Annotated in this window: 15 protein-coding genes; 7 read left to right on the plus strand and 8 right to left on the minus strand. The window is 68.8% G+C overall.

Features of this window, described 5'->3' with window-relative positions; all coding sequences use genetic code 11:
- Positions 1-33 precede the first annotated feature (33 nt).
- Complete coding sequence (locus tag VGP60_RS00495; RefSeq protein ID WP_327545793.1) at positions 34-1,515, minus strand: leucyl aminopeptidase family protein; 1,482 nt, start codon at positions 1,513-1,515, stop codon at positions 34-36.
- 88 nt (positions 1,516-1,603) lie between these two features.
- Entirely contained in the window at positions 1,604-1,771 is a 168-nt protein-coding gene (locus tag VGP60_RS00500; RefSeq protein ID WP_091294302.1) for a DUF3117 domain-containing protein, read from the minus strand.
- 263 nt (positions 1,772-2,034) lie between these two features.
- Here VGP60_RS00500 and VGP60_RS00505 point away from each other — a divergent pair, with 263 nt between their 5' ends.
- A complete protein-coding gene (locus VGP60_RS00505) occupies positions 2,035-2,829 on the plus strand; it encodes an enoyl-CoA hydratase-related protein (protein ID WP_327545794.1) in 795 nt (264 codons plus the stop codon).
- On the opposite strand, the gene VGP60_RS00510 is transcribed toward VGP60_RS00505, so the two are convergent.
- Genes VGP60_RS00510 through VGP60_RS00525 form a run of 4 tightly spaced genes read right to left on the minus strand, consistent with a single transcriptional unit; the run spans position 2,798 to position 5,092 of the window.
- Complete coding sequence (locus VGP60_RS00510) at positions 2,798-3,385, minus strand: DNA-3-methyladenine glycosylase I (protein WP_327545795.1); 588 nt, start codon at positions 3,383-3,385, stop codon at positions 2,798-2,800. The two genes, VGP60_RS00505 and VGP60_RS00510, sit on opposite strands and share 32 nt — an antisense overlap.
- Complete coding sequence (locus VGP60_RS00515) at positions 3,382-3,837, minus strand: SRPBCC family protein (RefSeq protein WP_327545796.1); 456 nt, start codon at positions 3,835-3,837, stop codon at positions 3,382-3,384. Before VGP60_RS00515 ends, VGP60_RS00510 begins: the two co-directional genes overlap by 4 nt.
- Complete coding sequence (locus VGP60_RS00520) at positions 3,834-4,136, minus strand: DivIVA domain-containing protein (RefSeq protein WP_327545797.1); 303 nt, start codon at positions 4,134-4,136, stop codon at positions 3,834-3,836. The genes VGP60_RS00515 and VGP60_RS00520 overlap by 4 nt, the downstream gene beginning before the upstream one ends.
- Positions 4,137-4,192: 56 nt before the next feature.
- Complete coding sequence (locus tag VGP60_RS00525; protein ID WP_327545798.1) at positions 4,193-5,092, minus strand: glucosyl-3-phosphoglycerate synthase; 900 nt, start codon at positions 5,090-5,092, stop codon at positions 4,193-4,195.
- 50 nt (positions 5,093-5,142) lie between these two features.
- On the opposite strand from VGP60_RS00525, the gene VGP60_RS00530 reads away from it, so the two are divergent.
- Positions 5,143-5,817: a lysophospholipid acyltransferase family protein gene (locus VGP60_RS00530; protein WP_327545799.1), complete on the plus strand. Its 675-nt coding sequence runs from the start codon at positions 5,143-5,145 to the stop codon at positions 5,815-5,817.
- Here the strand turns inward: VGP60_RS00530 and VGP60_RS00535 are convergent.
- Both VGP60_RS00535 and VGP60_RS00540 read right to left on the minus strand, forming a co-directional pair.
- Positions 5,814-6,383 (minus strand): TIGR00730 family Rossman fold protein, encoded by a 570-nt coding sequence (locus VGP60_RS00535; RefSeq protein WP_327545800.1) that lies wholly within the window; start codon positions 6,381-6,383, stop codon positions 5,814-5,816. The two genes, VGP60_RS00530 and VGP60_RS00535, sit on opposite strands and share 4 nt — an antisense overlap.
- A 70-nt stretch (positions 6,384-6,453) precedes the next feature.
- Complete coding sequence (locus VGP60_RS00540) at positions 6,454-7,167, minus strand: TIGR00730 family Rossman fold protein (protein ID WP_327545806.1); 714 nt, start codon at positions 7,165-7,167, stop codon at positions 6,454-6,456.
- 110 nt (positions 7,168-7,277) lie between these two features.
- On the opposite strand from VGP60_RS00540, the gene VGP60_RS00545 reads away from it, so the two are divergent.
- From VGP60_RS00545 to VGP60_RS00565, 5 genes are all read left to right on the plus strand, one after another.
- The gene (locus VGP60_RS00545) at positions 7,278-8,600 is read left to right on the plus strand and encodes a helix-turn-helix transcriptional regulator (RefSeq protein ID WP_327545801.1); all 1,323 of its coding nucleotides are present in this window, start codon (positions 7,278-7,280) and stop codon (positions 8,598-8,600) included.
- A gap of 285 nt (positions 8,601-8,885) precedes the next feature.
- A complete protein-coding gene (locus VGP60_RS00550; protein WP_327545802.1) occupies positions 8,886-11,147 on the plus strand; it encodes a M4 family metallopeptidase in 2,262 nt (753 codons plus the stop codon).
- A gap of 80 nt (positions 11,148-11,227) precedes the next feature.
- Entirely contained in the window at positions 11,228-12,832 is a 1,605-nt protein-coding gene (locus VGP60_RS00555) for a M20/M25/M40 family metallo-hydrolase (protein ID WP_327545803.1), read from the plus strand.
- A 61-nt stretch (positions 12,833-12,893) separates the two neighbouring features.
- Entirely contained in the window at positions 12,894-14,189 is a 1,296-nt protein-coding gene (locus VGP60_RS00560; RefSeq protein WP_327545804.1) for a helix-turn-helix domain-containing protein, read from the plus strand.
- A gap of 125 nt (positions 14,190-14,314) precedes the next feature.
- The coding region (locus VGP60_RS00565; RefSeq protein ID WP_327545805.1) for a HEAT repeat domain-containing protein at positions 14,315-14,820 on the plus strand (506 nt) is incomplete at its 3' end.

A 14,820-nucleotide genomic window follows, 5' to 3' on the forward strand; every position in this document is an offset into this window, starting at 1 on the left:
AACAGTGTTCTAACACTGTTACGCACTCACGACTCAGGTGTAGGAGGCGGCCAGTTCGACGAGAGTCCGGGCGGCGAAGCCGGAGGCGCCGGGGACGACGTCGTCGTAGTTGCGGTCGGCGCGGGCGGGGCCCGCGATGTCGAGGTGGGCCCAAGGCAGGCCGTCGACGAACTCGCGTAGGAACAGAGCGGCCATGATGCCGCCCGGGCCGGAGACGGCCTGGCGGACGTCGCCGAGTTCGCCGCGGATGGAGTCGGTGTAGTCCTCGGTGAGCGGCATCCGCCACCAAGCTTCTCCGACGCGCTCGCCCGCGTCGCGGACGCGGTCGGCGAGTTCATCATCGGTGGCGAACAAGCCACCGATGCGCAAGCCCAGCGAAACCTTCATCGCACCGGTCAAAGTCGCGACGTCGATGACGGCGTCGGGCTTGAACTTCTTGATGCCGTAGACCAGCGCGTCGGCGAGGACGAGGCGGCCTTCGGCGTCGGTGTTGCCGATCTCGGCGGTCTTGCCGCCGTAGTGGCGGACGATGTCGCCCGGCCGGTACGACGAGCCGGAGACGTGGTTCTCCGCGGTGGGCACCAGCGCGGTGACCCGCACGGGCAGGCCGAGCGCCGCGATCGCGCGCATCGCGGCGATGACGGCTCCGCCACCGGCCATGTCGGTGCGCATCATGTGCATGCCGTCGGCGGGCTTGATCGAGAGGCCGCCGGTGTCGAACGTGATGCCCTTGCCGACGAACAGCAGGTGCTTGGTGGCACCGCGCGGCTTGTAGTCGAGTTCGATCAGCCGCGGCGGGCTCGCCGAACCACCGCCGACGGCCAGAACTCCGCCGAAGCCCTGTTCGGTCAGCCAGTTTTCGTCGCGGATGGTGGCCTGCAGACCGGGAACGGTCAGCGCCACGCGCTCGGCGACGGTCGCGAGCCAGTCCGGGTCCTTGACGTTCGACGGGGCGTTAGCGAGATCACGTGCCAGCGCGGCCGACTCGGCGAGGATCCGGGCGCGGCCGACGGCCTCGGAGTACGCGGGGACTGCCCGTTCGTACGCCGTCAGCAGACGAACGGTCCGCGTCGAGGCCTTGGGCGCGTCGGCGGTCACGGTGAACTTGTAGCCGCCGAGCAACAGACCGGTGGCCAGCTCCGCGACACCGTCCGCGGTGATTTCCTCCGGCAGCGCCACCTGAACCGCGCGCGACGGCTTCTCGCCGGCCTCCGCCTCGGCGGCGAAGTGGGCGTTGGCGGCGCGGACGAGTGCCGCGCCCGCCGTCCGGTAGTTCTTTGGCTCGCCGCTGCCGATGCCGACGAGCCAGCGGGTGCGGGATCCGGGCACGTCCTGGACGTCCCCCGCCTTACCCGACGCGCGGACGCCCTCGATCTCGAGAGGCTCGGCCGCGGTGCCGTCCTCCTGGTCCTCGAGGAGCGGGGCGAGTACTGCGAGCAAGGCGCCGCGCCGGGTCGTGTCGGAGACCTCGACGTCGATCAGCTTGCTGGGGACAGGGGGGACCGGAATGCGCACTGTGGACTATCTCCAGATAGATGAACCGCGACCCCGGCCTCCAAAAGGAAACCGGGGTGCGGGATTGACCAGAGCGGATGGGATCAGCTCAGCCGGTGACCTCCTGCAGGGCAACACCAAGATCCTTCGCCTCTTCGGCCGAAAGCTCGACGACGAGTCGCCCGCCACCCTCGAGCGGTACGCGCATCACGAGGCCCCGCCCCTCCTTCGTCACTTCGAGGGGACCATCTCCGGTCCGGGGCTTCATGGCCGCCATAGCGTGCTCCCTCCGTCTTAACCGGCGCGCCCGGGTCGCGCTCGCCAAAGCCAGCCGGGTTGTGTCTCATTGTCCCTCATCAGCGCGGGAGCGCGAACGCGGACCGATCTTTTCGTGTTGCATCGTTGCTGGTATGCGGCTCGCGGGCGCACCACAGGGCGCGTCCACCCGAAGCGGTATCGGGAACGCGGAAACGGGCCACACACCTCAACTAGTGTTCGAGGGAAGCTTAGTCGTAAGCCCGTTTCCCAGGAGGAGTTTCAGTGACCACAGAGGACGTATTGCTGACAGCCGACGCCGACGGAGTGCGCACCCTGACGCTCAACCGGCCGAAGGCGTACAACTCGTTGACCGTCGAACTGAAGGAACGCCTGCTGGCGGCCTTGCGGGCGGCGGCGGCCGACGACGGCGTGCGTGCGGTGGTCATCACCGGTTCGGGCAAGGCGTTCTGCGCGGGCCAGGACCTGAAGGAGCACGTCGGACTGCTCCAGGCGGGCGATTCGGCTCCACTGCAGACGGTCTCGAAGCACTACAACCCGATCGTGCGCACGATCGTCGAGATGCCGAAGCCGGTCATCGCGGCGGTGAACGGCCCCGCGGCCGGCGCCGGTGCGGCGTTCGCCTACGCGAGCGACCTCCGGATCGCGGCGAGCTCGGCCAACTTCCTGATGGCCTTCGCGAACGTCGGACTCGGCCCGGACTCGGGCGCGTCGTGGTCGTTGCAGCGGCTGATCGGGTACGGCCGGGCGGCGGAGCTGATGCTGCTGGCGCGGACCGTCGACGCCGATGAGGCGCTGCGGCTCGGGCTGGTCGGCGAGGTGGTGCCGGACGAGGAGCTCGCGGCCCGCGCGCAGAAGATCGCCGCCAAGCTCGCGAACGGACCGACCGTGGCCTACGCCAAGATCAAGTCGACGCTGAGCGCCGCCGCCGAGAGCACGCTGGAAGAGGCACTCGCCGCGGAAGACGCCGCCCAGAGCGCGCTCGGGGCCACCGCGGACCACGCCGAAGCCGTCGAGGCGTTCGTGACTAAGCGGAAGCCGGTTTTCCAGGGGAAGTAGCTCTGAAGCAGCCACGGACATGGTCGTCGACCATGCCCGTGGCCTGCATCAGGGCATAACAAGTTGTCGGGCCGAGGAAACTGAAGCCGCGCTTCTTGAGTTCCTTCGCCATCGCCTTCGACTCGTCGGTGATGGCGGGGACGTCGGCCATCGTCTTCGGCCGCTTGTGCTTGGCGGGCGCGAACGACCACAGCAGGTCGTCCAGCGGCGTGTCCAGCGCGGCGGTGGCCTTGGCGTTGGTGATGGCGGCCCGGATCTTCGCGCCGTTGCGGACGATCGAGGCGTCCTGCATCAGCCGCTCGACGTCGTCGTCGCCGAACCGGGCGACCTTCACCGGGTCGAAGTCGAGGAACACCCGCCGGAACGCCGGGCGCTTGCGCAGGATCGTGATCCACGACAGCCCGGACTGGAACGACTCGAGGCACAGCCGCTCGTACAGCGCGTCCTGCCCGTGGAGCGGGACGCCCCATTCCGTGTCGTGGTACTCGGCGTAGTCAGGCGTGGAGTTGCCCCACGAACACCGCGCGACGCCGTCGGCGCCCTTCAACCCACTCACGGTGTGCCCACCGAGTAGTTCTCCGCGAACCGGGCGAACTTCTGCAGCGAATGGCGCAAACCGAGGGTGAACGCGGGCTTGACCAGCGGCCAGCCGAGCTTCCCGAGCGGGCCGAACGGCAGCGTCAGGTGTTCCGCCCAGACGAACACCGCGCGGTTCGCGCCCTTGTCGAGCACCTGGAACGTGGCCGTTCCCTTGACCACCTTGCCGACGTGCACCACCCCGCAGCGCACCGGCGGTTCCCAGGTGGTGATCTCCATGGTGTCGGTGAAGCCGATCCCGGCCAGCCCGGTGAACGCGGCGAGCTTCGAACCGACGCTGCGCCCGTTGCCCTCGACGACCTTCACTTCCGTGCCGAGCATCCACTCGCCCTGCCGGGTCCAGTCGGTCAGCGCGAGCCAGGTGGTTCCCGCGGATGCGCCGACCTCGACCGACAGCACCACGTCGGTCACTTGGCGGCCTCGCGCTCGGATTCCAGCTCGGCGACCTTCGCGCGGAGCCCGTCGATCTCGACGCCGAGCCGTCGCATCACCCAGTCCACTTCGGACATCTTGTAGCCGCGGAGAACGAGCTGGTAGCGCACACCCTGGACGTCTTCGCCGGTGATGTCCTCGGCGGGCAGCCTGGTCGGGGAGCTGCCCGGCGGCAGGGGCGCGAGCTCCTCGCCGCGCCCGAACACCACGGCGGACAGCAGGAACACCACGGCAGCCACCAGCAGCATGACTACGAGGTAGATCAAGGCGGTCGTCACGCGACGATCGTTACATACGAACTCGGGCACCGTCGCGCAAGCACGCCTAGGAGACATCAGCGCGCGGCGAGGACCTCGCTCATCGGCGGCCGGTCCGCGACGAGGACGTCGGTGACGTCCGGCAGCCACTCGCCGGAGACCTGCACGAACTGGGTGAGCCCGGCCGGCTCGTCGGAGGTGATCCCGCAGCGGCCGAGCGCGGTGCCGAGGATCTGCCGCGACATCACGCCCAGCTGCAGCAACGACCGGTTCCGGTGTTTGCGGACCCCGAGGTTGACCTGGGCGAGCGCGTCGAGCCCGTAGCGCGCTTCGGCGTCGAGCAGCAGCCCGATCTCGACGCCGTACCCGGCCGCGAACGGCACCGACTCGAGGAACTCGCGGGTCGCCGCGTACTCCCCGCCCAGCGGCTGGATCAGCCCGGAAAGCGCGGGGCGCAACGCCGAAAGCACCGGGCGCGCGAGCAGCTCGGTGACCCGGCCGCCGCCGGTGCTCTCCAGCCGCAGCGGTCGCCGGTAGAACCCCTTGACCAGGTGGACGCCGGTGTCGCGGAGCAACGGGCCGAGCAGTGTCGGCACGAACGCCGGATCGGGCTCCACCAGGTCCGAATCGAGGAACACCACCAGGTCACCACTCGTCGCCGCGAGCGAACGCCAGAGGACTTCTCCCTTGCCCGGCAACGGTTCCAGCTCGGGCAGCACGTCTTCGCGGTGCACCACCCGCGCGCCGGCCCGCTCGGCCAGTTTCACCGTCGCGTCGACCGACCCGGAGTCGACGACGACCAGTTCGTCCACAATGGACCCGAGCAGCGGCCGCACGGAGGCGACCACCTCGCCGACCGTTTCCGCTTCGTCCAGTGCGGGAAGTACCACCGAGACGGTGCGATCCCCTTTGGCCGCGAGGATTTCATCGAGCGTCCACGCGGGGTTCTGCCAGGTGCGCCGCTCGAACCAACTCATGAGTAGTGATCGTGCCATGCTGGTCTCAGGCACTTGTCCCTGGAGGAGTTTTGATACAGCTGTTCGTCCGTTTCGTGCTGGCACCCCTGGCTCGCCTGGTCTACCGGCCTGCCGTGCACGGGATCGAGAACGTGCCGTCGCACGGCCCGGTGATCTTCGCCTCGAACCACCGGGCGGCGCTGGACACCGGCGTGATCACGTTCGTGACACCACGGCAGGTCAAGTTCCTCGGCAAGGCGGAGTACTTCGTCGGCACGAGTCTCAAGGGCCGGTTCGTCGCCGGGTTCCTGTCGGGACTCGGTTACGTACCCGTCGAGCGCGGCAACGCCCAGGCCGGGCTGGCCGCACTCGAGGCGGCCCGCAAGGTGCTGGACGCGCGCGGCGCGTTCGCCATCTACCCCGAGGGCACCCGCTCGCTCGACGGACGGCTGCACCGCGGGCACACCGGGGTCGGCGCGCTGGCGCTCGCCACGGGTGCCGTCGTCGTCCCGGTCGCCGTTTCGGGCACCGAGAACCTCCAGCCCGGCGGCGAACGCATCCCGCGGCTCGCGAAGGTCAGCGTGCGTTTCGGCAAACCGCTGAACTTCGCGCGCTACGACGGCATGGACTCCTCACCGGCCATCCGGCGCGCGGTGACCGACGAGATCATGTACGCCATCCTGGAGCTCTCCGACCAGGAATACGTCGACAAATACCACAAACGCCCCGACCAGGACGCTGCCTAGCTGATCCACTTCGGGGCCGCGGGCGGGGTGTAGTCGGCGAACTTGTCGAGCAGGACGGCCGGGTCGGCGTCCATCATGATCACGTCGCGATGGTCGGCCCGCAGGAAGCCCTCGCTCACCATGTGCTCGACGAAACCCCACAGCGGCGCGTAGAAGCCGCCGACGTCGACCAGCCCGATCGGCTTGGTGTGCAGGCCGAGCTGACTCCACGTCCAGACCTCGAAGAGCTCCTCCAGCGTCCCCGCGCCGCCGGGCAGCGCGAGGAAACCGTCGGACAACGCGGCCATCTTGGCCTTGCGCTGGTGCATGTCGGCGACGACGTGCAGCTCGGTCAGCCCGGCGTGCGAGATCTCGACGCTGGACAGGTGCTCGGGGATCACCCCGATCACTTCACCGCCCGCGGCGAGCGCGCCGTCGGCGACCGCGCCCATGGTGCCGACGCTGGCGCCGCCGTAGACCAGCCCGATGCCGCGGTCGGCGAGCAACTTGCCGAGCGCCCGCGCCTGCTCGGCGTACGCCGGGTCGAAGCCCATCGACGACCCGCAGAACACGCAGATCCTGTTCATCCCATTTTGCTTTTTGATCTTGATTCTTCTTCCCGACAACTCTTTGATCTTGATTCTTCTTCCCGACAACTCAGTGTGTGTCTTCCCAGGCCTGGTACGAATCCTGGACCACTCGCACGGCGTCGTCGATGTCGTCGGTGACGTGCAGCAACTCGAGGTCCTTCTCGCCGATCTTGCCCTCGGCCAGCAGCGTGTCGGAGATCCAGTCGTACAGCCCGCCCCAGTACTTGCTGCCGAACAGCACGACCGGGAACTTGGTGACCTTCTTGGTCTGCACCAGGGTCAGCGCCTCGAACAGCTCGTCGAGCGTGCCGAACCCACCGGGCAGGCAGATGAAGGCCTGCGAGTACTTGATGAACATCGTCTTGCGGGCGAAGAAGTACCGGAAGTTGACGCCGAGGTCGACCCACGGGTTCAGGCCCTGCTCGAACGGCAGCTCGATGCCGAGGCCGACGGAGAACCCACCGGCTTCCGACGCGCCGCGGTTGACCGCCTCCATCGCGCCCGGCCCGCCACCGGTCATCGTGGCGAACCCGGCCTTCGCCAGTGCTCCGCCGATGGCCCGGCCGAGCTCGTACTCGTCGGAGTCCCGCTTGGTGCGGGCGGAACCGAACACGGTCACCGCACGCGGCACCTCGGCGAGCGCGCCGAAGCCTTCGACGAACTCGGCCTGGATGCGCAGCACGCGCCACGGGTCGGTGTGCACCCAGTCGCTCGGCCCACGCGAGTCCAGCAGGCGCTGGTCGGTGGTGCTGCCCGAATCGTCACGCTGGTCGCGGCGCATGACCACGGGGCCCTTGTGCCGCTCCGGCGGGCGTTCGGGGTACTGACCGTTGGGGAACTCTGCTTCGCTCACACGCCCAACCCTAAGGGGCTTCCTCTACCGTGTGACGGATGACGCTCGGGCAGCAGGGCGACGAACCGCTCGGCGCGAGGATCCGCCGGTTGCGGACCGGCCGGGGCTGGACGCAGCGGGAACTGGCCGAGCCGCAGTACAACCGCGGCTTCCTCGCGAAGGTCGAAGCCGGACGCCGTCCGCCGTCCGACGAAGTGCTTGCCTACCTGGCACAACGGCTCGGGCTGACCGTCGACGAACTCCGCTTCGGCCGCCCGCCGGGAGTGGCCGAAACGCTGTGGACCGAGCTGCGTGACGCCTATCAAGCACTCGAGCAAGGCCGGGTCGCCGAGGCCGAGGAAACCTTCGCCGACGCCGAAACCCGCGCCGCGGACTATCACCTGCCCGACGTCGAGTGTTATGCCCGTTTTTGCCTCGCCGAAAGCAAATGGCAGCGGTTCGACCTCGCCGGCGCGACCACCGGCTTCGAACACGCCGAGCGCGTCTCCGCCGAAGCACCCGCTTGGCTGCGCGCGCTGATCGTGTACCGGTGGTCGGCCTGCCGCTATGCCTCGGGCTTCGCCACCGCGGCGGTCGCGCGTGTCGAGAGCGCGCTCGGCGAGCTGCGTGCCGGGGAGCCGGTGGACCCGGACGCCGAACTCGCGTTGCTGACGGCGTTGATCCATCCACTCGTGGAGATGGGCGCGCTGCACCGCGCCCGGCGCGCGACCGAAGACGGGCAGCGGGCGGCCGCACTGGCGACGCGGATCGACTTCGTGGCCCGGTTCCATCGCCAGTCCGCGCAACTCTGGCAAGCGGTCGGCCTCCCCGACCGCGCGGACGCGGAGCTCACCGAAGCCGTCCGGCTGTTCGGTTTACTGGGCTACGACCGGGATGTCGCGCGCTGCCACTGGGCGCGCGGATTCGTGTTGCGGCGCTTGGGAAGGCTGCCGGAGGCCCGTGCCGAACTCACGCGCGCCCGGGATCTCCTCACCGAGGTCGACTCCACGGAAGGCATCCTCGGCGCGACGATCGAGCTCGCCGAAGTCCGGCGATTACAAGGCGCACTGGACGAAGCCGAAATTCTCATTCAGGACATAAGCCCGCTTCTCGAAGGACGACAAGACGTCGAAGCGCGGGCCGAAGTGAACCGCCTACTGGGACTGATCGCCCGCGCGAAGGGCGACCTGCCGGGCGCGACCCTGTTGCTGCGCAAGGCAGCCGACGATCAGGAGCGCGCCGCGCCGCGCACCGGACTGGTGGCGACGTCCCTCCATTTGGGAGACGTCCTGCGCGAGCAGGACCGGCTCCCCGAGGCCATCAGCGCCTACCGCAACGGCGTCAGGGCCGCCGCGGACGCCGATACCGACCCAGTTCGGTAAGAACCATACGAAAGTCTGCATAAGACGTGAAGTGGACGTAAAGCCCTTACGCCCCAACGTTTTCTGTCTCTGTGTAAGCACCTGATCACAGGTCCGCTAGGCCGAATGGCCCATTGACGGCTTTTCGCCTCCGCCCTTTACTCAGACGTGTCCAGCTCGATAACTCCAGTTATCCACGCGGACACACGTTTTTGCCACTGCACCTCGCGACAACACCCACCGCTCGGTCTGCTTTGTGCTGCCCGGACGGCCCTGCCTGCTTGTCCCATGGAAGGAAAAACATCCATGACATCCCAACGAGGGCTCCGCTCAGGTGTGGCGGCGATCGCCGGCCTCGCGTGGACGTTCGCACTCCCGTTGACCCCGGCCACCGCGGCACCCGCCGCGCAGCCGGCGGTCCCGGAAGCACTCGCCGCGGCCGCGGCGGATCAGGCGGCGGCCAACGGCGTCGACGAACTCAGCAAGGGTGCCGACGAGTCGTTCCGGCGGCTCGGGGTCACCCCCGGTGGCGGAGGGCTGTTCTACGCCTCCTACGAACGGTCCTACCGCGGCCTCACGGTCGTCGGCGGGGACGCGGTGGTCATCGCCGACGGCGCGGGCCGGGTACGGGACACCGCCGCGGCCACCACGGCGCCGATCACCGTGGACACCAAAGCCGCGATCACGGCCGACATGGCGGCGTCCGTCGCCAGGGGTCAACTGTCCAAAGTAGAGAGTGTGGACGCGCCTGAACTCGTTGTGCTGGCCGGGGATTCCCCAAAGCTCGCCTACGAGGTGCTCGTCACCGGGCGTACCGCCGCCGCGCCGAGCAAGCTGCACGTCTTCGTCGACGGCACCACCGGCGCCGTGCTCCAGACCCGCGACGACGTCAAGAGCGAAGCCGCCGCGCACTCCGAAGTCGCCGCGCCGCAGGGCACCGCGACCGTGCAGGGCACCGGAAACAGCTACTACGTCGGCAACGTGACCGTCGCGACGACCTCGTCGGGCGGCACGTTCTCCTTGCGGGACCCCGCCCGGACCGGCCTGAGCTGCGGGCGTGAAGGCGGTGCCGTGTTCTCCGGCCCCGACGACGCCTGGGGCAACGGTTCCGGCACGGACCTCGAAACCGCCTGTGTCGACACGCTTTTCAGCGTGCAGCAGGAGTGGGACATGCTCCGCGACTGGCTGGGCCGCGACGGCATCAACGGCTCCGGCGGCGGCTTCCCCGCGTCGGTCGGCCTGAACGACGTCAACGCCTACTGGAACGGTTCCTCGACCCACTTCGGGCACTCGCAGGACAACGCGCGCCAGGCGACCTCGATGGACGTCGTCGGCCACGAGTTCGGCCACGGCATCTTCCAGACCACCCCGGGTGGCGCGGGCTCCGGCAACGAGAACGGCGGCTTGAACGAGTCCACCGGTGACATCTTCGGCGCACTGACCGAGGCCTACGTCAACAACCCGAAGGACGTCCCCGACTACGAGGTCGGCGAAGGCGTCAACCTGGTCGGCCAGGGCCCGATCCGCTACATGTACGACCCGTCGAAAGCCGGCGACCCGAACTGCTTCACTTCGCCCGCCCCCGAGGTGCACGCCGGCGCTGGCCCGCAGAACCACTGGTTCTACCTGCTCGCCGAGGGCAGCGCGCCGGGTGCCGGCAAGCCGGCCAGCCCGACCTGCAACGGCAGCTCGGTCACCGGCATCGGCATCCAGAAGGCGGGCAAGATCTTCTACAACGGCCTGCTGAAGAAGACCTCCGCCTGGAACCACCAGGCCGCCCGCAAGGCGACGCTGGAAGCCGCCCTCGCCCTCTACCCGGGCAGCTGCACCGAATTCAACACCGTCAAGGCGGCTTGGGACGCGGTCAGCGTCACCGCGGCCACCGGTGAGCCCACCACCTGCTCGGGTCAGGGCACCAACGACTACTCGCTCACGGTGAACCCGACCTCCGGCACTGTCCAGCCCGGACAGTCCGCCACCGTCACCGTCGGCACGGCCGTCACCTCCGGTTCCGCGGAGACCGTCGCGCTGACCGCCGGCGGCCTGCCCGCCGGTGCCACCGTGTCGTTCAGCCCGGCGTCGGTCCAGTCCGGCGCGTCCTCGACCCTGACCATCACCACGTCGAGCACGACCCCGAACGGCACCAGCCAGATCACCGTCAACGGTGACGGCGTCAGCGCGGACCACTCCGCGCAGTACTCCCTCACCGTCGGGACGTCGAGCACGAGGACGTTCACCAACGACACGGACTTCCCGATCCGGGACTTGGCCACCCTGCAGAGCCCGATCTCTTCCACCGCAACGGGTTCCGCGGTCTCCCCGGTCAAGCTGTCCCTCACCGGTTCGCACACCTGCTACCAGGACCTGCGGATCCAGTTGAAGTCGCCGAGCGCCAAGACCTACTCGGTCAAGGCGACCGGCTCCGGCTGCACCCCGTTCGGCACCACCCCCCGCACCTTCTCCGTCCCGGTGACGGCCGAGACCGCGGGTGGCACCTGGACCCTCGTCATCTATGACGCGTACGCCCAGGACACCGGCACGCTCAGCAGCTGGAGCATCACCGTCTAGTTCCCTCTGTCAGTAAGCCGTGAAGGCCACCTTGAGGGAACTCGGGGTGGCCTTCACGGTATCCACTAAGGAGCACGGATATGCGTACCGGACAACGGTTACGAGCGGGATTCGTGAGTGCCGCGCTGGCTCTCGCGATGGGTGTCTCGGCGATACCGGCGCACGCCGCCACTGTCGCCGCGGCGCCCGATATCTCATTGGCGAACGTCAAAGCGCACCTGACGCAGTTGCAGACGATCGCGCAGCAGAACGGCGGGAACAGGTCGGCAGGCGGCGGCGGTTACGCGGCCTCGGTGTCCTATGTGGAGGGTAAGCTCCAGGCCGCCGGGTACAACGTCACGCGCCAGACCTGCACGAGTTGCCTTGGACAGAGCCAAAACCTGATCGCCGAGTGGCCGCAGGGCGACGCGAGTCAGGTGATCATGCTGGGCGCGCACCTCGACAGCGTGAGCGCCGGACCGGGCATCAACGACAACGGTTCCGGTAGCGCCGCCATCCTCGAGACCGCGTTGACGCTGGCCCAGACGAACCCGGCGATGGCCAAGCGAGTGCGTTTCGGCTGGTGGGCCGACGAAGAGTCCGGCCTCAAGGGCTCGAAGTACTACGTGGCCCAGCTTCCGGCCGCCGAGCGCACGAAGATCAAGACCTACCTGAACTTCGACATGATCGGCTCGAAGAACTGGGGCCACTTCGTCTACGACGACGTCGCCTCGGTCAAGGCCGTCTTCGACGAGTACTTCCAGTCGATCGGCGTGCAGACCGAGGGTGACACCGAAGGCGACGGCCGGTCCGACCACGCGTCGTTCAAGAGCGCGGGCATCCCCGTCGGCGGGCTCGCCACCGGCGCCGGTGCGATCAAAACCGCCGCACAGGCCCAGAAATGGGGCGGGACCTCCGGTGCCGCGTACGACGCCTGCTATCACCGCGCGTGCGACACGATGTCCAGCGTCGCCGACACCCCGCTCGACCGCAACAGTGACGCGATCGCCTACGCCGTCTGGAAACTCGCCACCGGCACCTCGCAGGCGAACGACTACTCGCTCACGCTGAGCGCGTCATCGGGCACTGTCCAACCCGGACAGTCGGCCACGGTCACGGTCACGGTGAACACGGCCACCACGGCGGGTTCCGCGCAATCGGTGGCGCTGAGTGCGAGCGGCCTGCCCGCGGGCGCGACGGCGTCGTTCAGCCCGGCGTCGATCCAGTCCGGCGCTTCCTCGACGTTGACCATCACGACGTCGGGCAGCACGCCGAACGGCACCAGCCAGATCACGGTTACCGGCGACGGTGTGAGCGCGGACCGCTCCGCGCAGTACTCGTTGACCGTCGGGACGTCGGCCGGCCGGACCTTCGGCAACGGCACGGACTTCCCGATCCAGGACTTGGCCACGCTGCAGAGCCCGGTCACTTCGACGGCCACCGGTTCCGCGGTCACCCCGGTACGACTGTCGATCACCGCGACCCACACCTGCTACCAGGACCTGCGGATCCAGCTCAAGTCACCGAGCGCCAAGACCTACTCCGTCAAGGCGACCGGCTCCGGCTGCACCCCGTTCGGCACCACCCCCCGCACCTACTCCGTCCCCGTGACGGCGGAAACCGCGGGTGGCACCTGGACGTTGGTCGTCTATGACGCCTACGCGCAGGACACCGGCACGCTCGACACCTGGAGCATTACCGTCTAGGGACTCGCTGGTGTCGCGGCAATGTCCACGCGCGACACCAGCGGCCCTTTAGGCTCCCCGCGTGCGCCACTCACGAGAGTCCGTCGGCACGCGACTGCGGCGGCTGCGGTCGGAACGGGGCCTCACCCAGCGCACTTTGGCCCAGCCCCACTACACCGCCGCGTACGTTTCCTCGGTCGAGAGCGGCACACGCACACCTTCGGGTGACGCGCTGCGGCATTTCGCGGATCGGCTCGGGGTCGACGCCGACGAGCTGCTCGGCGGCCACTCACCCCGTGACGTCGTCCAGCTGGATCTGAGCCTGGTCGAAGCCGCGCAGGAGTTCATGGCGGGCAGGCCCGAACCGGCCGTCACGCGGCTCGAGCAGATCGTGCGCCAGGCGGAGGCGCTTGGCCAGTCGCGCCAAGCCGGGCTCGCTCTCCTGTGGCTCGCCACGATCGAAAGCCACCTTGGCGACAACGACGCCCGGACCCGGCACGTGGCCGCCGCCGAGAGCGCGTTGTCCGGCGACACGCTCCCCTATCGCGCGTTGCTCGCGCATATCCGCGCCACGATCCTCACCGAGTGGGGCGAGCCGCATTACGCGCTCTACCTGCTGCAAACCAGCCACGACGAACTCATGCGCGAGGGCTATCCACAGCCGATGGTGCTGCTGACGCTCCGCGCGCATCTCGCCGACGGCCATCTGCGGCTCGGCAACATCGAGCGCGCGGGCGCCCACGCGAGCGACGCGCTCCGGCTGGCGCGGCTCGACCTCGGCGACAAGGCCGTCCTGACCGAGCTGGTCACGCAGTACACCGTCGTGTGCCGGACCCATCTGGAAGCCGAGCGGTACGCGGACGCGGCCGTCGCCGTCGCGCACGCCCACGACCTGCTGCACGAACAGGCGCTGCGGCCCGCCATCGCCCGGTGCCTGCTGGCGCGCGGCCGCGTCCGGCGGCTGGCCGGTGATCACCGGGCCGCGCTCGCCGACCTCGTCGCCGCGCGCGAGATGACGACGTCCGACGACGATCTCGCGATCGCCATCGAACTCGCCGAGGTCAACCGCGAGCTCGGCCATCTCGACGTCACCGAATCGCTGCTCGACGACGTCCTGCGCGCGGTGTCCGACGAGGATCCCCTGACCGCCGCCGTCCGCTACCAGTTCGGCGCGCTCGCCTTGGCCCGCAACGATCTTCCCGCCGCCGAGTCACACTTCCGCGACGCCATCGCACTCGCCATCCGCCTCGACGCCCGCGACGCGCTCGTCCGCTCCCTGGACCGCGCCGGCACCCTGCTCAGCGACCAAGGCCGCCTCGACGAAGCCGCTACACTCCTCCGCTCCGGCCTGCTCGCCCTCGGCGCCGCCACCGACTAGTGCGCTGTCGAAGCCGTCGACAGCGCGCTGCGGACGGCAAGGACCGTTATCGTGCAGGCATGTGGTGGAGGCGCAGGCGGTCGACTGAGTACCCGCGACATGGCCAGCAGGTTGAGCAGTCGCCAGTGAGACAGTTCGGTCAACCGATCTATTACTGGACCAACTTCCCTCCTCACGAGCTGATCGTGTCGCTGCGATTCCGGATCGACCGCGGTGAGCAGGAGGCGCTGACGGTTCCGCTGGAGGCGCTCGAAAACGACGACATCGACTGGGTCCACCGCGCGGTGAGGGTGCTCGGCAAGATCGGCGATGCGCGGGCGGTCGAGCCATTGATCGCCACGGTCGACCGGCACGCGAAGTCGGTCCAAGGCACCTACAAGATGACACAGGACACGCGGCAGCCATGCAACCCGGGAGATGTCGTGTTCTCCGGGGTCCAAGCGCTGGGCAAACTCGCCGACACCCGCGCGGTGCCCGTGCTGATCACTGTCCTCGGCGAACCCGACTTCATCATTTCCGCCGCCGCGGCACGGGCGCTGGGCGACCTCGGTGACCCACGGGCGGTGGAGCCGCTGGTCGCTGGCTTAGGGCGCGCCCAAAGCCAGCGACGCGCAGCCACCCGAGACAGCGA

Origin of the sequence: Amycolatopsis sp. (genome assembly GCF_036008905.1) — a bacterium.
Classification (GTDB): domain Bacteria; phylum Actinomycetota; class Actinomycetes; order Mycobacteriales; family Pseudonocardiaceae; genus Amycolatopsis.